At 53.7% G+C, this 22,888-nt stretch carries 22 protein-coding genes and 2 tRNA genes; 9 read left to right on the top strand and 15 right to left on the bottom strand.

Features of this window, described 5'->3' with window-relative positions; translation table 11 throughout:
- Positions 1-78: 78 nt before the first annotated feature.
- From bamC to QWY30_RS00580, 4 genes are all read right to left on the bottom strand, one after another.
- Positions 79-1,230, bottom strand: a complete 1,152-nt coding sequence (bamC, locus tag QWY30_RS00595) for an NlpB/DapX family lipoprotein (protein WP_290237290.1) — start codon at positions 1,228-1,230, stop codon at positions 79-81.
- A 1-nt stretch (position 1,231) separates the two neighbouring features.
- Positions 1,232-2,137: a 4-hydroxy-tetrahydrodipicolinate synthase gene (gene dapA, locus QWY30_RS00590; RefSeq protein ID WP_290237289.1), complete on the bottom strand. Its 906-nt coding sequence runs from the start codon at positions 2,135-2,137 to the stop codon at positions 1,232-1,234.
- A gap of 82 nt (positions 2,138-2,219) precedes the next feature.
- Positions 2,220-2,867 carry a site-2 protease family protein gene (locus tag QWY30_RS00585; protein ID WP_290237288.1) on the bottom strand — a complete coding sequence of 216 codons (648 nt, stop codon included), beginning with the start codon at positions 2,865-2,867 and terminating at the stop codon, positions 2,220-2,222.
- Between the two features lie 35 nt (positions 2,868-2,902).
- Entirely contained in the window at positions 2,903-3,529 is a 627-nt protein-coding gene (locus QWY30_RS00580; protein ID WP_290237287.1) for an L-threonylcarbamoyladenylate synthase, read from the bottom strand.
- 43 nt (positions 3,530-3,572) lie between these two features.
- Between QWY30_RS00580 and QWY30_RS00575 the strand changes: the two genes are divergently transcribed.
- Positions 3,573-3,649 (top strand) — tRNA-Arg (locus QWY30_RS00575).
- Positions 3,650-3,652: 3 nt separating this feature from the next.
- On the opposite strand, the gene QWY30_RS00570 is transcribed toward QWY30_RS00575, so the two are convergent.
- Positions 3,653-4,456 (bottom strand): peptidylprolyl isomerase, encoded by an 804-nt coding sequence (locus tag QWY30_RS00570; RefSeq protein WP_290237286.1) that lies wholly within the window; start codon positions 4,454-4,456, stop codon positions 3,653-3,655.
- Positions 4,457-4,615: 159 nt separating this feature from the next.
- Between QWY30_RS00570 and QWY30_RS00565 the strand changes: the two genes are divergently transcribed.
- Complete coding sequence (locus QWY30_RS00565; RefSeq protein WP_290237285.1) at positions 4,616-5,380, top strand: ABC transporter substrate-binding protein; 765 nt, start codon at positions 4,616-4,618, stop codon at positions 5,378-5,380.
- A gap of 2 nt (positions 5,381-5,382) precedes the next feature.
- On the opposite strand, the gene QWY30_RS00560 is transcribed toward QWY30_RS00565, so the two are convergent.
- Positions 5,383-6,840, bottom strand: coding sequence for a phospholipase D-like domain-containing protein (locus QWY30_RS00560; protein ID WP_290237284.1), 1,458 nt, complete (start codon positions 6,838-6,840; stop codon positions 5,383-5,385).
- Positions 6,841-6,920: 80 nt separating this feature from the next.
- Here QWY30_RS00560 and QWY30_RS00555 point away from each other — a divergent pair.
- A tRNA-His gene (locus QWY30_RS00555) sits at positions 6,921-6,996 on the top strand.
- Positions 6,997-7,060: 64 nt separating this feature from the next.
- Here QWY30_RS00555 and QWY30_RS00550 read toward each other — a convergent pair.
- Positions 7,061-7,780, bottom strand: a complete 720-nt coding sequence (locus QWY30_RS00550) for a ribonuclease activity regulator RraA (protein WP_290237283.1) — start codon at positions 7,778-7,780, stop codon at positions 7,061-7,063.
- Between the two features lie 11 nt (positions 7,781-7,791).
- A complete protein-coding gene (araD, locus tag QWY30_RS00545) occupies positions 7,792-9,546 on the bottom strand; it encodes an L-arabinonate dehydratase (RefSeq protein WP_290237282.1) in 1,755 nt (584 codons plus the stop codon).
- Between the two features lie 150 nt (positions 9,547-9,696).
- Here araD and QWY30_RS00540 point away from each other — a divergent pair, with 150 nt between their 5' ends.
- Positions 9,697-11,784, top strand: a complete 2,088-nt coding sequence (locus tag QWY30_RS00540) for an acetate--CoA ligase family protein (protein ID WP_290237281.1) — start codon at positions 9,697-9,699, stop codon at positions 11,782-11,784.
- A gap of 35 nt (positions 11,785-11,819) precedes the next feature.
- Here the strand turns inward: QWY30_RS00540 and QWY30_RS00535 are convergent, their stop codons facing one another.
- Together QWY30_RS00535 and QWY30_RS00530 are read right to left on the bottom strand one after the other, a co-directional pair.
- The gene (locus tag QWY30_RS00535; RefSeq protein ID WP_290237280.1) at positions 11,820-12,461 is read right to left on the bottom strand and encodes a YiiX/YebB-like N1pC/P60 family cysteine hydrolase; all 642 of its coding nucleotides are present in this window, start codon (positions 12,459-12,461) and stop codon (positions 11,820-11,822) included.
- On the bottom strand, positions 12,434-12,808 hold the full coding sequence (locus tag QWY30_RS00530; protein WP_290237279.1) for a hypothetical protein: 375 nt from the start codon (positions 12,806-12,808) through the stop codon (positions 12,434-12,436). The genes QWY30_RS00535 and QWY30_RS00530 overlap by 28 nt, the downstream gene beginning before the upstream one ends.
- Positions 12,809-12,857: 49 nt before the next feature.
- Here QWY30_RS00530 and QWY30_RS00525 point away from each other — a divergent pair, with 49 nt between their 5' ends.
- The gene (locus tag QWY30_RS00525; RefSeq protein ID WP_290237278.1) at positions 12,858-14,093 is read left to right on the top strand and encodes an MFS transporter; all 1,236 of its coding nucleotides are present in this window, start codon (positions 12,858-12,860) and stop codon (positions 14,091-14,093) included.
- Between the two features lie 75 nt (positions 14,094-14,168).
- The gene (locus QWY30_RS00520) at positions 14,169-15,107 is read left to right on the top strand and encodes a hypothetical protein (RefSeq protein WP_290237277.1); all 939 of its coding nucleotides are present in this window, start codon (positions 14,169-14,171) and stop codon (positions 15,105-15,107) included.
- A gap of 19 nt (positions 15,108-15,126) precedes the next feature.
- Here QWY30_RS00520 and QWY30_RS00515 read toward each other — a convergent pair whose 3' ends face one another.
- From QWY30_RS00515 to QWY30_RS00500, 4 genes are all read right to left on the bottom strand, one after another.
- Complete coding sequence (locus QWY30_RS00515; protein ID WP_290237276.1) at positions 15,127-16,029, bottom strand: alpha/beta fold hydrolase; 903 nt, start codon at positions 16,027-16,029, stop codon at positions 15,127-15,129.
- The gene (locus QWY30_RS00510; protein WP_290237275.1) at positions 16,026-16,424 is read right to left on the bottom strand and encodes a hypothetical protein; all 399 of its coding nucleotides are present in this window, start codon (positions 16,422-16,424) and stop codon (positions 16,026-16,028) included. The genes QWY30_RS00515 and QWY30_RS00510 overlap by 4 nt, the downstream gene beginning before the upstream one ends.
- An 18-nt stretch (positions 16,425-16,442) precedes the next feature.
- The gene (locus QWY30_RS00505; RefSeq protein WP_290237274.1) at positions 16,443-17,660 is read right to left on the bottom strand and encodes an ABC transporter substrate-binding protein; all 1,218 of its coding nucleotides are present in this window, start codon (positions 17,658-17,660) and stop codon (positions 16,443-16,445) included.
- Positions 17,661-17,832: 172 nt separating this feature from the next.
- Complete coding sequence (locus tag QWY30_RS00500) at positions 17,833-18,597, bottom strand: SDR family oxidoreductase (RefSeq protein ID WP_290237273.1); 765 nt, start codon at positions 18,595-18,597, stop codon at positions 17,833-17,835.
- Positions 18,598-18,708: 111 nt separating this feature from the next.
- Between QWY30_RS00500 and QWY30_RS00495 the strand changes: the two genes are divergently transcribed.
- The 3 genes from QWY30_RS00495 to QWY30_RS00485 all read left to right on the top strand — a co-directional run bounded on the left by QWY30_RS00495 (position 18,709) and on the right by QWY30_RS00485 (position 21,531).
- The gene (locus QWY30_RS00495; RefSeq protein ID WP_290237272.1) at positions 18,709-20,205 is read left to right on the top strand and encodes an amidase; all 1,497 of its coding nucleotides are present in this window, start codon (positions 18,709-18,711) and stop codon (positions 20,203-20,205) included.
- Between the two features lie 47 nt (positions 20,206-20,252).
- On the top strand, positions 20,253-21,074 hold the full coding sequence (locus QWY30_RS00490) for an SDR family oxidoreductase (RefSeq protein WP_435433344.1): 822 nt from the start codon (positions 20,253-20,255) through the stop codon (positions 21,072-21,074).
- A 64-nt stretch (positions 21,075-21,138) separates the two neighbouring features.
- Complete coding sequence (locus QWY30_RS00485) at positions 21,139-21,531, top strand: dihydroneopterin aldolase (protein WP_290237270.1); 393 nt, start codon at positions 21,139-21,141, stop codon at positions 21,529-21,531.
- 18 nt (positions 21,532-21,549) lie between these two features.
- Here the strand turns inward: QWY30_RS00485 and QWY30_RS00480 are convergent, their stop codons facing one another.
- On the bottom strand, positions 21,550-22,851 hold the full coding sequence (locus tag QWY30_RS00480) for an ATP-grasp domain-containing protein (RefSeq protein WP_290237269.1): 1,302 nt from the start codon (positions 22,849-22,851) through the stop codon (positions 21,550-21,552).
- Positions 22,852-22,888 lie beyond the last annotated feature (37 nt).

Below are 22,888 nucleotides of genomic sequence, written 5' to 3'. Positions count from 1 at the left end.
GAAGGCGAAAAAAACAGGCTCCCAAAAGGAGCCTATTTTTACGGGACACCGCACCCGCAACGCGTGATGAAAGGCGACTTAGATTTTGTCCGCCAATACAGCCAGCAAGCGCTGAGCGGTTGCGCTCGTGTCTCGTACACCCTTGTCATCGAGTACCGTCACCTCAGTCTGGGTACCGACAGATGTCAGACGGATACGATATGTCGGGGCCTTTGGCGCATCCTTGGCACCAAACAGACGGGCAAAGAAGTGTGGTTCGTCGCGTTTCATGCCTGTGTCAGTATCAACGTAGCGAACATAATACTCACCCGTCGAACGATCACGATCATCCACAGCGAATCCGCCCGAATCAAGCGCCACGCCGACACGTCGCCAGGCGCGATCAAATGTCTCACCAATGACCAGCTTGGTCTTGTCGCCATCTGGTGCGACGACCTGAGGAGACTGGGGATCGGCCTTGGCTTGAGCCATTTTCTTGCGAGCGCCGTCAACATCTTCACCAAAGAAGACCATCATGCGTGCAAGCATGGCTGCGTTCAGACCTGGATCTTCCTTTCCGATTGTCCAGCGGATATCGGCAGCGACACCTCCGGCGCCTTTACCAAGAGCCTCTTCAACCATGTGCTGGTGAGTGATGTAGATCTCGGTGCGGTTGCCGTTACGTTCAATACGTGTGCGAAACTTGTCACGTGTACCGCTGTCCCAAGCGCCACCCATCACGCTCCCTAGTGCCTGACGAATCCAGCTGTCAGGAATATTGGCGCGATTTTCAGCCCAGTTGGTCACGATCAAACCCGCTTTGGGATCTGTAACGTCGAGCGTGAATCCAAGCTCTGTCCAAAAATCGGCTGCCGTGGAAAATACACGGTCAGCAGGCATATCCACAGACAACCAGCGTAAATCACCATCCCGCATCACGCGCATGTCACTGCGCGTTGGTAGCACGGCGGATTTCGCAGTCGAAGCTTGTGCGGCAGGATTCACCTGGCCGGCTTTCTGATACTGACTAAAAGTCGTTGTACCTGAGTCGGGCGCACGGAAACGCGGGTCACTCGCGGCCTGTGTCATATCAGGCGGAATGCTCAGAGGATCAGTGCGCACCACGCTCTTGTAGTCGACAGAATTATCGCCACTCAACACCTCTCGCACCGAGGCACAACCACTCAGCACCATGACGGCGGCAATTGCCGACACCATCAGCGCTTTCTTTTGACTCAACAAACTTTTCATTTCAGAGCAACCCCGCCTGAACCATTGCAGCTCTCAAAGGAGCGTGATACTGAGCGCCTAATTCCACAAGCGGCAAGCGGATACCAGAGGGGATACGTCCCATCTGCGCCAATGCCCACTTCACTGGAATCGGGTTCCCTTCAACAAACAAAAGCTTGTTGAGAGGACCCAGCAGACTATTTAACTGTCGGACTTTTTGTACATCACCGGCCAAGGCGGCTTTGCACATCTCACTCATTTGACGAGGCGCGATATTGGCTGTCACGGAAATATTGCCGCGACCACCCAGCAAGATCAGCGCGGCCGCGGTGGCATCATCGCCACTTAAAATCTGGAAATGGGCAGGCACATCGCGAATCAACAACGCGCCGCGACCAATGTCACCCGTAGCGTCCTTGAGGCCGATAATGCCAGGGATCTGAGCCAGCCTGAGCACGGTGTCATGCGACATATCGGCAACCGTGCGACCGGGCACGTTGTAGAGCACCGTTGGCAGATCGACCGCTTCTTGAACTGTCTTGAAGTGTTGGTAAATACCTTCTTGCGAAGGCTTGTTGTAGTAGGGCACCACGGACAAGCCCGCGTGAGCACCGACTTTGCGCGCGTGCTCAGCCAGATGAATGGCTTCACGCGTCGAGTTTGCGCCGACGCCAGCGATGATGGGTAAACGTCCAGCAGCGTGTTCGACAGCAACGCGGATGAGTTCTGCATGCTCGTCGACATTGACAGTCGGGGATTCGCCGGAAGTGCCGACGATCACCAGTGCGTCTGTGCCTTCTTGGGCATGCCAGTCCACCAGAGCCCGAAAGCTTTCGTAATCCAGGCTGCCGTCTGGATGCATCGGGGTCACCAAGGCTGGAATACTGCCTTGAAACTGGGGTCCGTTGGAAGAAGAATTCGTGGCCATAAATAGGATCCAGAGCGCTGTTCGTGGCGCCTAAGCGCCGTTAATAGAAGTCAGTCGAAAGTGTACCGGAATAGTGGGCTTTTCAGAGCACTAGTCTTACCACCCACTCCCCCAGAGACATCATGGGTGCGATGAGGGTGCCAAGCAACCCTGTGGCAAGCAGGGCAATCACGATCCAGAGGCCAAAAGGTTCAATGCGGCTATATTGCCAGGCGAGCTGATGCGGCAACAGGCTGAACAGCATCCTGCCTCCGTCGAGGGGCAAAATCGGCAAAAGATTCAGTGCCATCAATGTCAAATTGATCTGGATACCCACCTGGGCCATTTGAAACCAAAAACTACTTCGGTCGCCAGACTCGAATAGCAATCGCAGAGAAATTCCCCAGAGAATTGCCATGAAAAGGTTTGCAGCAGGACCTGCCAAGGCCACCCAGAGCATATCTCTCTTGGGCCGGCGCAGGCGTCCAAAATCAACCGGTACGGGCTTGGCCCAGCCAAACAGCAAGAACGGTCCGCCCACCAGCTTGGACATGAGCAAAATACCGATCGGTACGGCGATCGTTCCCATCGGATCGACATGCTTGATTGGATTCAGGGTCACTCGGCCCGCGAGTGTCGCGGTTGGATCTCCGAACAATCTCGCCACATAGCCGTGAGCCGCCTCATGCAGGGTAATGGCGAACACCACTGGCAAAGCATACAGGGTCAGCGTTTGAATAATTTCGTTCATGCAACTGATTGTAGAGGTTTATCGGGCATGCAACGCTAAGGGATACCCAGAAGAGCCGGATCACCTCGACCGCGACGTATGAGCTCGGGTACGGGTCCCGATAAATCGATCACCGTGGTGGGCTCGAAGGGACAAGCCCCGGCATCAATCACCGCAGCCAAAGCGTGCTGATAACGTTCCCTGATCTCCTCGGGATCGTTGAGCGGCAACTCCTCACCCTCGGGAATCAAGGTTGTAGACAGCAATGGCGCGTCAACCGTTTCCAAAAAAGCGAGTGTCACGGGATGTGCGGGGACTCGGATACCGATCGTTTTACGGGAAGGATGAGAAACCCGTCTCGGGACCTCGCGTGACGCCTCCAGAATAAACGTCCAGGGCCCGGGAGTGGCTTGTTTTAACAACCGAAACTGGGCATTGTCGACGCGGGCAAACTGGCTGATCGAGGTCATATCCCGGCACAGCACCGTCAGATGGTGACGCTCATCGAGGCCGCGCAGCTTACGTAAAGCATCAGCGGCCGCGCGATCATCGAGGCGCGCGACAACCGCATAACTTGAGTCGGTCGGGAGCGCGACGAGCCCGCCGTTTTGCAAAAGCTGGGCCGCCTGCCTGAGCAGACGAGGTTGCGGATTGTCAGGATGAACGGCAAAGAGTTGTGACATCAGAACTCAGACCAGATTAGAAAGGTTAGAATAGCGCCGCGCCGTCCCCGTAGCTCAATTGGATAGAGCACCCGCCTTCTAAGCGGGTGGTTGTGAGTTCGATTCTCGCCGGGGGCGCCAAAATTACTGTACCTTGGCGCTATCACGCAAACGTTTGACCAACTCGGCGCGTTGCTGCTGAGCCAAAGACTGGCGAATTTCGTTTTTCGCATCATTCAGACTCGGTGCCTGATAGGCGCGCTTGTCTTCGACTTTAATGATGTTCCAACCTGCCTGCGTACGAATCGGGGCAACCGCCAGGCTCCCCTTGTTCAAATTGACCATCACGTTGGAAATCGCTGGCAAGATCTGAGCCGGCAGAACCCAGCCCACGTCCCCACCACGAACCTTGCTCGGATCGATCGAAGATTGCTCGGCAAGCTTGGCAAAAGACTCGCCCTTGTTCAGACGGGCGAGAATCGACTTGGCTTCGTCTTCGGTTTGCGTGACGATCAGCCCAACTTTGTACTCTTGCTCATTTTTAAGCAGCTCCACGCGCCGATCATATTCAGCTTTGATTTTGACATCCGTGATTGGATTTTTTTTCGCGTAATCGTTCAGCAAAAGCTCAACCATCATGGTCTGGCGCAATTGTGCCAATTGCGTCTTGGCTTCTGCGGTTTTATCCAATCCAAGCTTGGCAGCTTCCTGCGACAAAATCTCACGATTAATCAGTTCATCCTTGAGAACCTGACGCAGCTCGGGGGTATCACGCTGGCCCTGCGCAACATTGGCACGGACATTTTGCTCAAGCAGCGACTCCGGAATCGCCACACCATTGACTGTCGCCAACGGGGCAGCCGGTTTAGGCTGGGCGTGGGCCATTCCGCTCATCAGCAGAAAAGCCGCGCAAATAGCAGAGGACTTCAGTAAACGAATATTCATCATTTGAATGATCTTTGAGCTAAATAAGTTTTAGAAATCTATGATTTGATTATAGGCGCTACGAAACAGTATTGGATTGTGCCCTGTCAATTGACTCTGATTCTGTTATGTTGGCAAAAAATTGCAGACTGACACTGCTGATCTGACAGGAGCACCCATCCCATGAATTCCATCTCCCGCGATATCATCCAAGCCTTTGCCCCTAATGGTGTGCTGCGCGCATCGCTCAATATCGGCAATCCTGTTCTTGCCAATCTGGATGCACAGGGCAAACCATTTGGCATTTCAATTGATCTGGCTCAGGCGCTTGGTCAAAAACTGGGAGTTCCGGTTGAGCTGATCGTCAATGAGACCGCTGGAAAATCCGTCGCAACAGTCGAATCGGGACGTGCCGACATCGGTTTTTTTGCCGTGGATCCAGAGCGTGGCAAAGAAATTTCTTTTACCGCAGCCTATGTGCTGATCGAAGGGTATTACCTTGTGCGCACGGACTCGCCCATTACGCGAAATGATCAAGTCGATGCACCCGGCAATCGTGTTGTAGTTGGCAAGGGAAGTGCCTACGACTTGTTTCTCACCAGACATCTCAAACAATCTCCGATCGTGCGCGCATCGTCCTCACAGACCGTTGTGCAAGATTTCCTCGCGCAAAACATCGAAGTGGCTGCAGGCGTCAAACAACAACTTGAAGCGGACACGCAGGGAATGTCCGGCGTGAGAATCCTGCCAGAGCGTTTCATGGTGATTAATCAAGCCATGGGAGTACCAAAATCGAAGGGCCCGGCGGCCGCAACATTTTTGCGTCAATTTGTCGAGGAAATGAAGGCGAGCGGCATGGTCAAAGCGTCAATGAACAAACATGGCATCCAAGGCGCGGGCGTGGGCCATGCGGCGGACCCTGAGCAGGATCCGCTCGATCATCTATAAATCTATAAATAAGGCGAAGCCAGCCAGATCACCTTGTTGCGCAATCGGATCAGGAACGGATCCTTGCGCACCATGCGCAGCGTGATGAGCTCGGCGTTTGCGATGATGCGATCGATCTTGGTCTCAATCTCCTTGGCGATACTGCGGTCGTACACCTCGAGGTCGAGTTCAAAATTCAGACGCAGACTTCGTGGGTCGATATTGGAAGAGCCGATATAAGACCAGCCGCCATCAACGGTAAAAAGCTTGGAGTGATCAAACGTCCCCGAGGCTCTCCAGACCCGGCAGCCTGTCGCAATAAGCTGGTCAATCTGAGCCATCATCGCAGCATTGACAAGCTTGAGGTTGTTGGCGCCCGGGACGACCACGTCCACAATGACGCCGCGACGCGCGGTCGTGGACAATGCGGCAATCAACGCCATGTCAGGCAACAAATAGGGCGACTGAATCCTGACATGCTTTTGTGCCACGGCCAGAGCACCCATCAACATACTGTGTGTACTACCGAGCGTTGCATCAGGACCCGACGGGACGCACCGCAACGCCACACCTGAATCTCTAAGCTCGGTGGCTGCAGGCGCAAACCACTCCTCACCCGTGAGTTTTTCCGAAGTCGTAAATTCCCAGTCATGCGCAAAATTCGTCATGAGCTGATACACAATGGGACCATTCACCTGAAAGTGCGTGTCATGCGTCACCGCATCTTTCGCGATCGCCGTGACAAAACCCTCGCGGATATTCATCCCGCCTGTGAAACCGTGCAACCCGTCAATGACCAGCAGCTTTCGATGGCTGCGCAGATTGGCATAGACCAGACGAATACCAATCACGGGCTGCATAAACAAAGCTGTTTTGACACCCGCATCGCGCAACATGGAAGTGATGGGCGGATGCGAATATTTGGCGCCCACCGCATCGATCAACACTCGAACGTGCACGCCGCGGTGATGGGCGTCGATCAAGGCTTGGGCGAGTTCTTTACCAATCGTATCGTGATCAAAAATATAGCTCTGGAGTGCAATCGAGTGCTTTGCCTGGCGAATTCCCTCTAACATCGCTGGGTAAGTTTCGTCACCACCATGCAGCATCTTGATCTGGTTGAGACCCAGCACCTTGAAATCACTGACCCGGTCTCCAAGTGTTTTGAGCGAGGCAAATTGAGGGCCAGAGACATCCACAACATCATGCACCAGAACCTTATCGATCAGATCCTTGTCGTAAAGCGTATGGGCACGCCTGGCAAAAACGCGATCCTTACGGATGCGGTTGATGCCTGCGACAAGATATAAAAAGGCCCCCAGGATAGGGGAAAAGAGGATCACCCCCACCCAAGCGATTGCCGCCCTGACATCTTGCTTGGTCATGGCCGCATGGACGGAGGCCACGGTAGTTGCGACGATCGAAATGACCAACAAAAGGTGAGGCCAATATTCGATCAGGATTTCTTGAAGCCGAGCCATGAAGTGCTACCTAGGAATTGAATATGTTGCTATTGTGAATCACGACAAACGCACAAACATGATAGAATTTTGCTTCTGTGGTGGGCGTAGCTCAGTTGGTAGAGTCCCAGATTGTGATTCTGGTTGTCGCGGGTTCGAGCCCCGTCGCTCACCCCAGTACAGATTTCCTGAAAAAGCCCTGCCATACAGGGCTTTTTTGTGTCCAGAGCTTTTAGGGTCCTTATCTGCCCACTTTCTCTCTCCAAGCCTGAAAGTCGGCTGTCGTCTTTGGGTCCGTGTTGGGGTAGAGGCCGAGAATCGACCGACCCGTCTTGACCTCTTGCGTTACAAAATCCTCGAAAACAGTCATTTCGGTCGCCTCATTGGCCAGCTCGTCAGCCAAATGCGCGGGTAACACCAGAACGCCATCCGCATCTCCGACGATCACATCTCCCGGAAACACGGGCGCATCGCCGCAGGCAATCGGTACATTGATATCAATCGCCTGATGATGCGTGAGGTTAGTCGGTGCCGAAGGACGCTGATGATAGGCAGGAATGCCGAGCTCGGCGATTTCTGCCGAATCCCGAAAACCACCGTCCGTGACCACACCTGCGGCGCCCCGGGCCATCAGTCGTCCCACCAAAATGCCTCCGGCCGAAGCCGCGCGGGCATCCTTGCGACTGTCGATGACCATCACTGCCCCCGCTGGGCACTCATCCACGGCTTTACGCTGGGGATGCGCACGATCCTTAAAGACCTCAATTCCGTTCAAATCCTCGCGCGCAGGGATATACCGCAAGGTATAGGCTTCTCCCACCATGTTTTTCTTGGCCAGAGAGAGTTTTTGAACGTTTTGGATAAATTGCGAACGCAAGCCACGCTTGTACAGGCAAGTCGCCAACGTGGCGGTACTCACCGCCATGAGCTTGTCGCGTGTCGCAGCAGAAAGTTTGCTCATGATTCCGTCTCTTAATAGATGTCTGGTTCAGGAACAGCTTTACCAAAGTCCGTTCGCAAAAAGTCAAAGTCACAGCCCTCATTGGCCTGCTGGATATGTTTGGAGAACATCCAGCCATAACCGCGCTCGTACTTGGGCTCCGGTGCCTTCCAGGCTGCTTTGCGCCGCGCGAACTCCTCTTCAGAGATGTCGAGATTGATCGTGCGTGCTGGAACATCCACCGAGATCATGTCGCCTGTTTTGACCAGCGCCAGAGGACCACCGACAAAAGACTCCGGAGAAATATGGAGCACACACGCGCCATAGCTCGTGCCGCTCATGCGCGAATCGGACATGCGCAACATATCTCGCACCCCTTGTTTGAGGAGCTTTTTAGGCATGGGCAACATCCCCCACTCTGGCATGCCTGGACCACCCTGCGGCCCAGCGTTACGCAAAATCAGCACATGATCCGCGGTCACATCGAGATCATCGCGATCAATCACGGCTTTCATCGAAGGATAGTCGTCAAAGACAAGCGCGGGACCCGTATGACGATGCAGATGCGGCGGGCAAGCACTGGGCTTGATCACACAACCGTCGGGAGCCAGGTTCCCCTTGAGCACGGCCAGAGCGCCTTCAGCGTAGATCGGATTGTCGATCGGACGAATCACATCGTCGTTGTATACAGCGGCCCCCTCGATGTTTTCACCAAGCGTTTTACCGGTCACCGTCAAGGTATCCAGATGCAGATGCTGCTTAATGCGAGTCATCAGACCAGGGAGTCCGCCCGCATAGAAAAAATCTTCCATCAAATACTGATCGCCACTCGGACGGACATTGGCGATCACCGGCACAAAGCGGCTAAAGCGATCAAAATCCTCGAGCCCGATGTCACAGCCCGCGCGCTTGGCCTGGGCAATCACGTGGATGATGGCATTCGTCGAACACCCCATGGCCATCGCGACAGCAATCGCGTTTTCAAACGCGGCATGCGTCTGAATTTTGTTGGGGGTGAGGTCTTCCCAGACCATATCGACGATTCGGCGTCCGGACTCGGCGCTCATGCGCAAGTGATTGGAGTCCGGCGCGGGGATCGATGAAGCGCCAGGCAGGGTCATGCCCAAGGCCTCAGCAATCGCAGTCATGGTGCTAGCCGTACCCATGGTCATACAGGTGCCGTGGCTGCGCGCGATACCACCCTCGATTTCGATCCAGTCTTTCTGATTAATCAAACCCGCCCGTCGATCATCCCAATATTTCCAGGCATCCGAGCCGGACCCCAGTACCTTGCCGTGCCAGTTGCCGCGCAACATCGGACCGGCAGGCACATAAATGGAGGGCAAGCCCGCACTGGTGGCGCCCATCAGCAAAGCGGGCGTCGTCTTATCGCAGCCCCCCATCAGCACCACTCCGTCAATCGGATGACAGCGCAGCAACTCTTCCACGTCCATCGCCAGCAAGTTGCGATAAAGCATGGTGGTGGGTTTGACGTATTGTTCTGCAAGGGACAGGGCAGGCAACTCGATGGGAAATCCACCCGCCTGCAGCACGCCACGCTTGACGTCTTCGACCCGGTGTTTAAAGTGGCTGTGGCAGGGATTGATGTCAGACCAGGTATTCACAATGCCGATGACAGGTTTACCGACCCAGTCTTCGGGTCCGTAACCCATTTGCATCGCGCGAGACCGGTGACCGAAGGATCGCAAATCATCGGGTGCGAACCATCGCGCACTGCGCAAAGACTCGGGTGTTTTAACGCGTTTTCCGCTACTTTCCTGACTCATGGGTCCAACCCCTCCGTTTGTGACCTGTTTTTTTCATCTCTATCGCCGATTGTAGGATAGTCGGCAAAAAAAACAGCGCGATTCTTTGAGTTATCGTAGCGAAATCTGTTCTTTCCTTCTTAAAAACTTGCTTGAATATCGCTGAACCCAATGAATAATCCCGTCTCTGCCGTTGACTTTGCCCAGGCACTATTCTCCCCTCGCGCGATCGCCCTAGTAGGCGCTTCAGGAAACTTACAGAAAAACACAGCGCGTCCGATGCGCTTTATGCGCAAGCATGGTTTTCAGGGCAAGATTTACCCGATCAACCGCACACAGTCTGAAATCATGGGTGAGCCCGCGTATGCCGATCTGGCTGACCTGCCTGGCCCTATCGACCATGCATTTGTGATGGTGGCAAGCGACCTCGTGTTGCCATTGATCGATTCGTGCGCCAAAGCGGGCGCGAAAGTCATCACGATTTACTCGGACGGTTTTGGAGAGACGGGTCCCGAGGGGATGGCCGCCCAAGACGCCTTGATTGCGCGCGCAAAACAGCTAGGTGTCCGCATTATTGGGCCCAACAGCATTGGCCTGGCGGATCTGCACAGCGGGATGATTTTGTCCGTCAACGCAGCCTTTGAGACAGAAAAGCTGGTCACAGGCGGCCTGAGCCTGGTCTCGCAAAGCGGCTCAATGATGGGTTCTCTCATGGCACGCGCCAATGCGCGTGGTTTTGGTTTTGCGAAATCGGTCTCGGTGGGGAATGAAAGCGACGTGACCGTGGGTGAAGTCATCGACGCTCTGGTCGATGATGCGCAAACCAAAGTCATTCTGCTGTTTCTCGAAACCATTCGCGATTCACCCACCTTGGCACGTGCGCTTGAACGTGCCCGCGCGCACAATAAACCAGTGATTGCTTACAAGATCGGACGCTCCGAACAGGGCGATGCCCTGGCCCAATCACACACAGGCGCTCTGGCAGGAAACGATGTGGCCGTAGACGCCTTTTTGCGTGCCCACGGCGTGTTGCGCGTGCGCAATCTTGAGACCCTGTTTGAAATCGCGCCACTGGCTCAACGCTATCTGGGCAAAACAGCACCCCACCCCCACCCCGCTCGCGTGGCTGTGATCACCACGACTGGCGGGGGTGCGGCGACAGTCGTCGACAACCTCGGGCTCATGGGCATGGTGGCGGTCGCCCCCCCACCCGCTTTCGTCGCCCAGATGGCGCAACGCGGCATGAAAATTCGCGAGACGACCATCATCGATCTGACGCTTGCCGCGACAAGCGCGCAATACAAAGACCTGCTCGAGCAACTATTACGCACCGATTGGTGTGATGCCGTGTTGAGCGTTGTGGGTTCTTCTGCGCAGTTTCATCCGGAGTTGGCCGTCAAACCTCTGGTCGAATCAGACAAGCCCGACACCAAACCGCTCGCAGTGTTTTTGGCACCTGAAGCAATGGCCTCGCTCGGCCTGTTACAACAAGCAGGCATTCCCGCGTTTCGCACACCCGAGTCCTGCGCGGACGCCTTGTCAGTATTTTTCCAGCCACGCATCAGCGCCCCGCCAACCTTGCCGGCAATTTCCTGGCCCGCTTCCTGTCCTCAGCAGGGCTTACTCACCGAATTCGAAGCCGCGCAAGTCTTTAAAACACTGGGTGTCAATACCGCGCAAGCGCAGCTTGTCAGCAGCGAAAAACCTGCGCACTCAGTTCCCTACCCCGTTGTGGTCAAAGTATCTTCGCGCGATATTCCGCACAAAACCGAGGCCGGTGGCGTCAAAGTCGGCATCCACAACACTGCGGATTTTGAAGCCGCTGTGCAGGAGATCGGTCGCAACGCGAAAGCCTACGCACCACAAGCAAGAATCGACGGTTTTCTGGTTCAGGCCATGGAGTCGCGTCTGATCGAGTTGATCCTCGGCTATCGCAATGATCCCTTAGTCGGCCCGACGATTATCCTGGGTGCGGGGGGCATTACGGCAGAGTTGTCACCCGATTTTGCAATCCGTCGGGCACCTGTCACGCTCGAGCAGGCACACGCCATGATCGACGAGGTCCGCGTCACCAAGCTCATCAAAGGCTTCCGTGGCCTGCCTAAGGGTGACTGCGAGGCCTTGGCACAAGCGGTCGTCGCCTTTTCCAAACTCGCTGCAGTCACGGGTGTCAATGTGCTCGAAGCTGAAATCAACCCCTTGTTCGTTCAGTCCAACAAAGTACTGGCAGTCGATGGACTGGTGCGGTTAGGAGATTGATACTGGACTGAGATGCTTGACTGGATGAGGCCTGATCAAGGCGTGACAGACACCACGCTCAACAAAGGGCTAAAGAATAAGTCGTCAATGGTGATGTAAGACTTGCCCAGCAACTCCCGGGGTCGAGCCAAATCGACTCCGGCTTTTTGGGCAGAAGCCCAGATCAGCTCTGAACAATAAACACGTTGGGCATCATCTTCGAGCGACAGGCCAGTATCAAAAGGAGTTTGTCGACGCAAATGGTCTCTGATGTCCGTGACGAAGATTGAGCGACTTTCATCAGTCATTTGAATTCTGCGCAAATGTCGCAGGACCGTACCTGTTAAAAAAGTAACAAGTGGCGTACTTTGCACACCACCAATCAGACTCAAATCGTCGGCTTCGGCGTGCACGACCGACCACCCATTCTGGTCAAGAACTAGGACACCCACATGGCTCAAGTTCGAACCGGCGCGATCCGAAAATGTCTCGGACCAAAAACCGCGCCCGCGCCTAAATACAAGATCACCTTCCTTAAGCTGAGTGGTCAGCTCGGCAACTAGCCTCTCGGCTTGCATCACAGAAAAGTCCTGCTCCGCGCGTTGCGGAAACAACAGAAAAAAAACAGCCGCACTCATCAATGCGGCCGTTCCGAGAACAACGAAAACTCTTAGTTTTTGGAAATGACGACGAGCCATTTACCGTCCACTTTTCTGAGCTTCATCGGCTTGTCGCCATCGAGAGTGACTTCAGCTGTATCGCCCGTCACTCTCTCTGCAATCACCTTTGCAGGTTTAGCGCAAGTCTCACCCAGGTTTTTGTCCATCATCGCTTTCTTTTCTGGACTGGAGGCGAGCTTAGTGACCATTTCCATCAATGGCTTGGACTCCTCGGTCAGGTATTTGGTCATGCTGCCCAAGTCTTTTGTCTTGCACAAATCCGCACGCATGGCCAAGGCCGTATCACTTGGTGTGCTACTCGAACAGCCCGCCAACACAATCGCAGCGGAACAGACTGACAGTCCAAGAATCGATGATATTTTCATTATGAGGTAATCTTTAGTTTGATAAAAAATCATAACACCGAGACAAGGTATGGATCGCGAGGCATCAACCAACACAGGTCAAGTACACGGACTTGCCCATTTTCTTGGTATCGCACAAATCTGTTCGTACGGCACGATTTACTATGCGTTTCCAGTGATTGTCGTCGCCATGCAGCGCGAGTTGGGCTGGTCAAAATCAGACGTTTACGGCGCTCTGACAATCGGCCTGTTACTAGCGGCCGCGCTCGCCTATCCCGTCGGACTGGCAATTGATCGAGGTTATGGCAAGCGCGTCATGGTCTGGGGTTCAATCACCGCAGCGGTCTTATTTATTGCCTGGTCTTTCGTTCATCACCTGTTTATTTTCTACTTGATCGCGGCTGCGATGGGTTCACTCCAGGCAGCCATACTCTATGAGTCCGCTTTCGCGCTGCTCGCGCGTCGCGTCGGTCCACAAAACTCTCGCGCCGGGATCACTACCATCACACTCTGGGCAGGCTTTGCCAGTACGGTCTTTATTCCACTTGAACAGTTCTTGCTGGATGGTTGGGGCTGGCGCGCCTCGCTCTGGGTGCTTGCGCTGGTCAACGTTGCTTGCGCCGCAGGCTACTGGCACTGGATCAAACCCGAACTCGATGCCGTCAACGCCACACAGACCAGCAGCAAGGCGGACAACATCGCACGCGATAAAAACATCGTGCACGAGGCCCTGCGAAGTTCGGTGTTCTGGCTCTTGTTGATTGCTTTGACAACCTACTCGATGGTTTTCTCAGTTTTTACGTTTCACATGTACCCCATGTTGCTCGACAAGCAATTACCGACTAACGAAGTGGTATGGGCGATTTCAATTATCGGCCCAGCCCAGGTGCTTGGCCGCATGATCATCAGCCGTTTCGCGTCAAGCGTCTCGATGCGCACGCTTGGCTCGATCATGCTCAGTATTTTCCCTTTTGTCTTCGCGACCTTCCTGTTGGACTCACTGAGTTTTCAACTTGTCGCGGCACTCTTCGGCATTTACGGTCTGGCGAATGGTGTCTTTACGATTGTGCGTTCGCAAGTCGTACCCGAAATGCTGAGTGCGCACGCCTATGGCGCACTCAACGGCCTGATTACGGTCCCGACTATCATTGCGCGCGCGATCGGTCCGGTCGTTGCCGCGTGGCTATGGGCCATCGATCAGTCTTACAACATCGTGCTGGTCGCACAAGTCGGGGCCGCCGTTTTATTGACCTTACTGTTCTGGGCGGCAAACTTGGCTAGCAGGAAAAAGCCGCTGGCAAACTGAACAGACACAAGACTATAATTGTCAAATTGACAACACTTATAATCTGGCATCAGGGTCGCCATTATGCATATAACAATGTTCCGAGTTTTCCAGACCATGGCCATGTTTTTCCTCATGGTACCGATCGGAAATGCCCAGGACGCCGTGGACGTGCTCGATGGTAATTGGTACAGCACACAGTGGAAGTACGGCTACGTTTTGAAAAATGGGATTGGCACTGCCACCAGCACGAACAGTCCCAACTTCAAAGTGGGTCAAAACATTATTCAACTGACAGCCACTTCCCCTACGACCTTTGCAGGCAGACAGGTTTATACCGACGGCAAATTTTACAATGTGCAAGCAACGCTGCAAGCTGACGGACGCCTGTATTTCGAAGGTGAAAAAAATGTGAAATGGGTGATGGAGCGTGTTGGCTCTGGTCTTCCAACTCCCGCCAACTTCATTGATACGCGCTTTACTCTCGTAAACCGAGGTACTGAGCCGATATTTAAAGTTTTTATCTCACCCTTGCAATCCACCGGCTGGGGCCAGGATATTTTGGGTGAAGAAGTCTTGATGCAAGGCTATGAACAGGTTTTTAACCCCGGATCCGCGCGTGGCTGCAGCTTTGATCTTCGGGTTGAATATCAAAGCCGGCTTGTCGAAGAAAAACGCAATCTGAATCTGTGCCAGCTGGACAGAGTGGATTTCGATGGTCGCTCGGCCACTGTACCTACCGCCCAAGCCAACCCAAGACCCGCACCCTCAGCGCCACCAGCTGCCGCACCTCGACCCGCCGCGTCTTATGATGGAACCTCGCCGCTGCGATGCGGGGGAAACGTCAACTGCAGAATACAGTCGGAAGTCGTACAAAAAATGCAAATGCGCTGGGGCGCCTTTTCCAGATCAACTCACTATGGCTCCGCTTGCCTGAAAGCAATACAGACAGTCAGAACCATGCACCCGGCTGCCTATGGCAACGGAGACCCTGGCTTTGTACAGCCCCAGATGGATGTCTGCAACTTGCGCTAAGCACAACGGACTTCCCTCGCTACGGACTACCCTCTTGAGTCCGCTGGGCTCTTGATGCCAGAGACTGTTCAAGCACAGGTTTCAAATACTCCAGAAAAGTCTTGGGGTCTTCGCTCATGGGAAAATGACCCATGCCCCGCATAATCTGCCAATGACTGCCGGCAATATTTTTCCCAAGATACTCTGTGTCTTGCGGAGTACAGGAGTAGTCATACTCGCCGGTTAATAGCCAAAGAGGACATTTCTTTGTGTCAATATTTTTTACGCGATCCCTGATGTCACCATCCTCGGTGTAGAAAAACAAATCGCCTTTAAAGACTCCGGGACCGCCCTGCATGTAATGCCAAAGAGTCTCCCAACGCTCAACCGAGGGACTAGATGGTCCGATCAGTCCGGAAACAATTCCTGCACAGACCTCGCCACCGTGCACATCAGAGCGATGCAACCACTCCAAATCGTAATAAGGCTCGACGTGCGCCCCTGACTGCAAGCCAATGGCTGTGCCAAATCTTTCCGGATGTTCGAGCGCAAGATGTAAAACGATCCGCCCACCAATGGAACAGCCCATGACAATCGGACGGTCAAGCTCAAGGGCGTCTGATACCGCCAAAATCACCTCCGTATAATCTTGTGATGACAAGCGATAGGTGGAGTTTTGCCATCCCTCAGGAGGGGAAGACTTTCCATGCCAAGGCAAATCAAAAGCAACTACCCGAAATTTTTTAAGAATATCAGGGTCGTTTTGAATGGCACGATACTGCCTGGTATCCGAGCCCGCAGTGTGCAGGCAGAGCAAGGGCGTACCTGAACCCGACTCCTCTACATATATCCGGTGCTCCTGACCCTTTAAATCGATATGCATGTATCGACCAACGATCGGTTCTACCATGACCTTTGGATTGACGACTGATTGACTGCTCATGCGTGGACTCCAGCGGGCTGGGGGACATCCCTGACAGCTGCTAAAACATCTTTGAAATAAAGCAAATGCGACATGAGAGGGTAGAGATCCCCCTCAGCTTTTAAACGTTTAAATTTTATTAATGCCATGATGTCGTGGTACCCGGGTGCTGGATGAGATTGCCAAAAAGAGCCCCAGACACTTTCATCGGCTCGCAAAGCGAAGCGATAGCTATCGGGGTGGCCGGCGCTCTTGCTGACCGAGGAAATCCGTCCCTTCTCTATCGAAATCAAATACTGTGCCGTGCCTGATTCCAATAGAAAAGTAGTATTCACATGACGACCACGCCAACACAGCCTGTCGTCTGCATTCACGCGAGCCGGCAACAACCTCAGGATTATTTCATCGTGCATCATCTTCACACCCGGAGTAGCTTATTTTTTAACAAGCGGACATTTACTTTCTGAAAGTGGGCTGAACGCCTGATCACCTGGTACTGTTTTGACGATTTTGTAATAATCCCATGGCCCCTTTGACTCCTGAGGTGTCTTCACAGAGACAAGATAAGTGTCGTGAATCAGCTTGCCATCAGGGCGTAATTTCGCATTGCGCGCAAAAGCGTCTTGAATAGGCATTTCACGAAGAGTCTTCATGACCACTTCAGCCTGATCAGAGCCAGATTTTTCAACCGCACGCAAATAATTCAAGACGGCCGAATATTGACCAGCTTGCAAGGCTGTTGGCATTTTTCCCAGTTCCTTGAAAAATCGCTGTGAAAACTTGCGCGTCTCGTCGTCCATGTCCCAATAAAAAGTTTCGGCAAAGTTCATGTTCTTAGCCGCATCCAAACCTACGCCATGTACATCCGTAATGCTCATCAACATCGCGACAAGCTTTTGATTTATGGACAAACCAAACTCGTTCGCTTGCTTGATTTGATTTTGCAAATCAGCACCCGCGCTTGCAAAGGCTACAGCGTTTGCACCGCTTGCTTGAGCTGAAATCAGATAAGAGGAGAAATCAGTGCCAGGAAAAGGATAGCGCGAAGAGCCTGAGACAGATCCTCCACCATCTTTTACAAAACGCATGCCATCACCCTCAAGCGAGTGGCCAAAAGCGTAATCGGCGGTGATGAAATACCATTTCTTGGCTCCGTCCTGCACAAGCGGAAGTGTGCCGACTTTGGCCAAAGCGTATGTGTCATATACCCACATAACATTGTTAGGCTTGCAGTCCTCACCGGTAATGCGCGTGGCGCCTGCACCTGTCACCATCGTGACGCGGTTCTTTTCGGCTGCGACATTCATGACGGCAAGCGCGACCGCGCTATTTCCCAACTCTGTCACGACGTCAACACCATTGCGATCCATCCATTCGCGCGCACGAGCTGCTCCAATATCAGCCTTGTTCAAATGGTCTGCAAACAACATTTCAATCGGTTTTCCAGCGACTTTACCGCCGAACTCTTCTATCGCAAGCTTGGTTGCCAGGACAGATCCGGGACCGACATTGGCTGAAAATACACCTGACATATCGGTCAACACCCCAATCCTGACAACATCATCAGAGACCTTCGTTTGTGCAACCGAAGCGCATGAACTTGCGATTAGTACAGACGCGATTAAAGCTGACCGAGTTGAAGGTCTGAACATTTTTGTCTCCAATCCCTTAATGGGCTTTTCAAATAATGATTGACCGACAACTGATGTCCACTGAACTTTAGACTGATGAACTATCAATTGTCAGATTTAATATTGTAGGTTCAGATTAAGGTGTTAGATTGAAGACGGTCAACAGTTTTTTCTGTTGCGACTCCAGTGACGTCTAATAGTGTGCCAAATAACCACCATCGACAGCGATCACCTCACCGGTAACAAAAGACGCCGCTTCCGAGGCTAGGAAGGCTACGGCTCCCGCAATTTCCTCAGGACGCCCCCAACGCGCCAGAGAGGTGCGTTTAGCCAACATTTGTTCAATAGCCTGGTCTGCGACCATTTCTGCATTCGCCTCTGTGGCAAAGAATCCCGGAGCCACAGCATTGACCGTGATTCCGTATTGACCAAAATCTGCCGCCAGGGCTCGCGTCATCGCCGCAAGTCCACCCTTGGCGGTGGTGTAAATCGGATCAGATGCACGAGATATCTGACCCGCTATCGACGTAATGTTGATGATTCGCCCTGAAACCTGATGCTCAACCATGCGGCCCGCAACCCGCCGGGATAATTCAAAAGGCGCGACCAGATTCGTCTCGAACATCTGCCTGACGGCATCCAGTTCGAAAGCGAAGGGGTCACGGCGATCCCGCATCCCCGCGTTGTTAACCAAAATATCCAGAGGACCCCAAGTCTCGTCGATGACTCGCATCATGCCATCCAGCAGATCAAGACGAGAAACATCAAACACCATGGCTTTCGCCTGCCCGCCCTCGGCACGGATCTGTTCAACCGCTTGCGCAACCGTCGCGTCATTTCGGCCATTGATCCATACGCGTGCGCCCTGCCGTGCCAGTCCACGCGCGATCTCCAAGCCCAGTCCACGCACACTGGCCGTCACTAACGCCGTTTTGCCGTGCAAAGAAAATAGACTCATTTCGCTCCTGTCCTGCCCAGTGGGCTTGTTCACGTGGATTTTATTGCACAATAGTGGCTGAATTTCCCGACGTGACCCACAACGCTTTCGACTCTGATCCGACAATACATCATGACCACACCCGCCGCGCCTCAAAATACCCACCACACCAACAACAAAAATCAGCACTGGGATATCGTGTCCATGGATGCGATGAGCTTGTCACGCGCCATTCACAGACGAGCGCTTTCATGTGTCGAGGTCATGGACGCATTTCTCGCCCAGATCGATGCGCACAATCCGGCAGTCAATGCGATCGTCGCTATGCAGGATCGTGATGTCTTGCGTGCGCAGGCGCAAGAACGCGATCTCCAGCTGGCCCGCAATCAGAGCATGGGTCCGCTTCACGGCTTTCCTCAGGCACCCAAGGACATCGCACCTGTTGCTGGCATGGTCACCACCAACGGTTCACCCATTTTTAAAGGTCAGGTCACTCAAGTCGACTCGGCTGCCAATGGCCGCGTGCGTGCGGGAGGTGCAATCTTTGTCGGGCGCTCAAACTCACCTGAATTTGGTTTGGGTGCGCACACCTACAACCCCGTTTATGGAATCACCCGGAACGCCTTTGATCCCTCGCGCACCGCGGGCGGCAGCAGTGGCGGTGCCGGTGTGGCACTCGCCTTGAGGATGCTGCCTGTCGCCGATGGCTCGGACATGATGGGATCTCTCAGAACACCCGCGGCGTTCAACAACGTTTTTGGCTTTCGTCCCTCGCCTGGTTGCGTGCCGCACGGACCTGGCGAAGAGGTCTTTTTCCAGCAGTTCAGTGTCACCGGACCCATGGCGCGCAATGTGCCGGACTTGGCCATGCTTTTAGCGGTTCAGGCAGGATTTGATCCTCGCCTTCCCCTGACACGCCGCCAAGATGATCCGCGCCTGTTTACTCAGCCCCTTGAAACAGACCTCCGAGGTAAACGTGTGGGCTGGCTTGGGAACTTGCAAGGTCATTTACCCATGGATCCCGAGCTGCTCGCTGTCACCACCCGCGCGCTCGATCATTTCAAGACGCTTGGCTGTTCGGTTGAGGACGCTCGGTTGAACTTTGATCTTGAACAGCTCTGGAACGCATGGATCACACTGCGCAGCTTTACCTTTGCTGGCGGCAACGCGCATCACTACCAGGCACCTGAGCGCCGGGCGCTTCTCAAGCCCGAGGCGGTCTGGGAAATCGAGCGCGGTCTCAAACTGTCCGGCCCCGAGGTCTTTACTGCCGCAAAAGTCCGCACTGCCTGGTATCAAGAGCTGCGCAGACTGTTCGAGACCTATGACTTCCTCGTCATGCCGACCACGCAAATCTTCCCCTTCATCGCTGAACTACACTGGCCCAAAGAAGTGGCGGGTCAGAAAATGGACACCTACCACCGCTGGATGCAGTCTGTAATCCCGGCCACGATGGCGGGATTGCCCGCCCTCAGCATGCCAGCAGGCTTCAGCGCCGCCGGGATGCCCGCTGGCATTCAAGTCATCGGTCCTCTGCAGCATGACCTTGAGGTCCTGCAGCTTGGGCATGCCTATGACATGGCGAGTCAATATTCACGGGTATTGAGCCCTTTACTCAGGGGTGCATAAGTCTTATTTGACCCGGGCAAGTTAATATGTCGTTTGTCGTGGCGTCCATGTGTGGCGTCGCAGTTTGCTTAGGCGAAATAAACGTGTCCTCAGTCCACTCAGAGAAAATTGCCCTGGTCACAGGCGCTGGCAAGCGTCTGGGGCGCAGCATTGCCCTGGGGCTTGCTCAGGCAGGCTGGGATGTCGCGATCCATTTCGGGACATCGGCTGCGGATGCTCAACAGACCGTGAAAGATATCGAGGCGCTCGGCCGCCGGGCGGTTGCGCTACAAGCCGACCTCGGAAATGAGCATTCAGTATCAAGCTTGATCAAGCGTTGTACCGATACGTTTGGACTCCCCAGTTGTGTCGTGAACAATGCATCGCTGTTTGATTATGACGAGACAGACAGCTTTAGTTACGCGCGACTGAATGCCCATATGCAAATCAATGTCGCAGCGCCGATCACACTTGCGCGCGACTTGCACCGCGCCCGCAAACAGAATCCGGATACGTTCAAACATCCGGCCGTTGTGATCAATCTTCTGGATCAAAAGCTGATCAACCCTAATCCTGATTTTCTATCCTATACCTTATCCAAAGCCGCCCTACTCGAAGCCACGAGACTGTTGGCGCAGGCGCTGGCGCCGCATGTCCGGGTAGTCGGTCTTGCACCAGGTATCACGCTGGTATTCGGAGATCAGACTGAGGCGGGCTTCAAGCAAGCCCACCACATGACACCGCTTGGCAAGTCTTCCACGCCCGAGGATATCACCGCGGCCGCGGTCTATATCGCCAGCGCGCACGCGATCACTGGCACCACGCTTTATGTGGACGGCGGTCAGCACCTGAAGTCCTCAGACCGTGATGTCATGTTTTTGACATCATGACTCAATCGCTTCATCACCCAATCGCCTCCTCTATTTTTGACATTTTGACCACTACAACTGACCAATGACACCTACGCATATTCAAAAGCTCGACCTCACACACTGCCGCCGCCTGTTCTTGAAAGCCTTTGAAATCAACATGAACATCGGTGTGCACGATTTCGAAAAGAAAGGGGAGCAGCGTGTCATCATCAATGTCGACTTGTACGTGCCTCTGCAGAGCAACACGCCCAGCCAGGACGACTTAAGTGAAGTGGTCGATTACGACTTTATGCGCCAGACCATCGCGGACATCATCGCGACAGGGCATATTCACTTGCAAGAAACCCTTTGCGATGAAATCGTCAAACGCATGCTCGCCCATCCACTTGTTTACGCCACACGCGTCTCGACGGAAAAGCCCGATGTCTACCCGGATTGCGAAGGTGTGGGTGTTGAAGTGTTTCGTTCAAAATAAACACTCGAACCAAGACACTCAGTTCGGCAACACCACGACGGGGGCAAAACCGCCGCCTGATGTCCTGAAATTTGTTGTCTGACCGGAATACATGCGCGCGGCCAACAGCTGAATCTTTCCGTCGTAAGCATATGCTCGCACATCAAATTTAAGTTCGATCAACACCTCGTCTTGCAAAATCAGGCGTTCACTCGGCTTGACCAGCTCTTGCGCAACAAAATCGCCGGCAAGGATCTCTGCCCAGACTTTTTTAGTCAGTTTGTCACCACGGTAAGTCGCTTTTGAACCGTAACCTGCAACGGGTTTAAAAAATAAATTTTTTCGATTGGCCCAGAGTGATTCTCCATTGTCGGCACGCACAAGCATCGTACGGGGAATGACTCGATGCAACAGAGCACGATCGGACTCAGCCACACCCCAACTCTCCAACAAGCCATCATCGCTGAACACAATCAGATTGCGTTTATCCGCATACAGCGCATGCGCATGCGGATCCGGGGTCATCACCACGTGACCCTGTTCGTAAGCCTCGCGTATTGCCTGATGCGCAGGCTCTTGGAGATAAAAATCCGTTAAGCGGTTATAGAGCATGTCCACAGGCTGTTGCTCGAAATACAACCGCCCCTCACGCAAAATCAGAGAAGAAGGATCAGCAACATGCGCATCAATGCCAGCTTTGTTGAACATGAGCCTAAAAAGCTCGAACTCTGGAGCCAAATATTGATTGTGCGGATCATCATCCACAATCACGAGCGTGCGCAAGGACGCTTGATCGCGTACAGAACGCCACTCATTTCTGAACATTTCAACAAACTGATCCTCAAGTGAATTCAGCGCCAGCTTTGGATGACGCGTCCATTCCATTTCTTGACAACAAGCATCCTGCGCACGCGCCAAGGCAGCGTTGAGCAACGCCCCGCCAGCATTGGTATTGATCTCAATCAGCTTCGGCCCATCAGCATCCAGGTGAAAATCAAAACCCTGAAATACACCACGCGGACCAAAGTGATGCCGGGCGATCACAGGCGCCCTATCCAGCGCCATCGACTGATACGCAGGCAATGCAATCACCCGCTCCAGGGCCTGGATCGCTTCAGTCATCAGCAGCAAGGTCGCGGGAGAGATAAACACGACTGTTGAAGAAAACAAGTGTGGATGCGATTGCCAGAGATCTGCCATGATCGCGCTCACGCTAGGATCGCGATCCAGCTGTTTTTGGAGCACTTGCTTGTTCAGCGTTTTGCAATAACAAGTGTGATTCAGCTCTTGAGCAGAACTCGTCTTGTCCAGGTCAATCGCGTGATCAGAAGTAGGCTTCATGAGGGTTCAGACTGCCTTATCGTGACACTTTCCGCAT

The organism is Zwartia panacis, from assembly GCF_030410395.1.
GTDB classification, from domain to species: domain Bacteria; phylum Pseudomonadota; class Gammaproteobacteria; order Burkholderiales; family Burkholderiaceae_B; genus Zwartia; species Zwartia panacis.
This window is presented reverse-complemented; position numbering and strand designations above follow the sequence as displayed.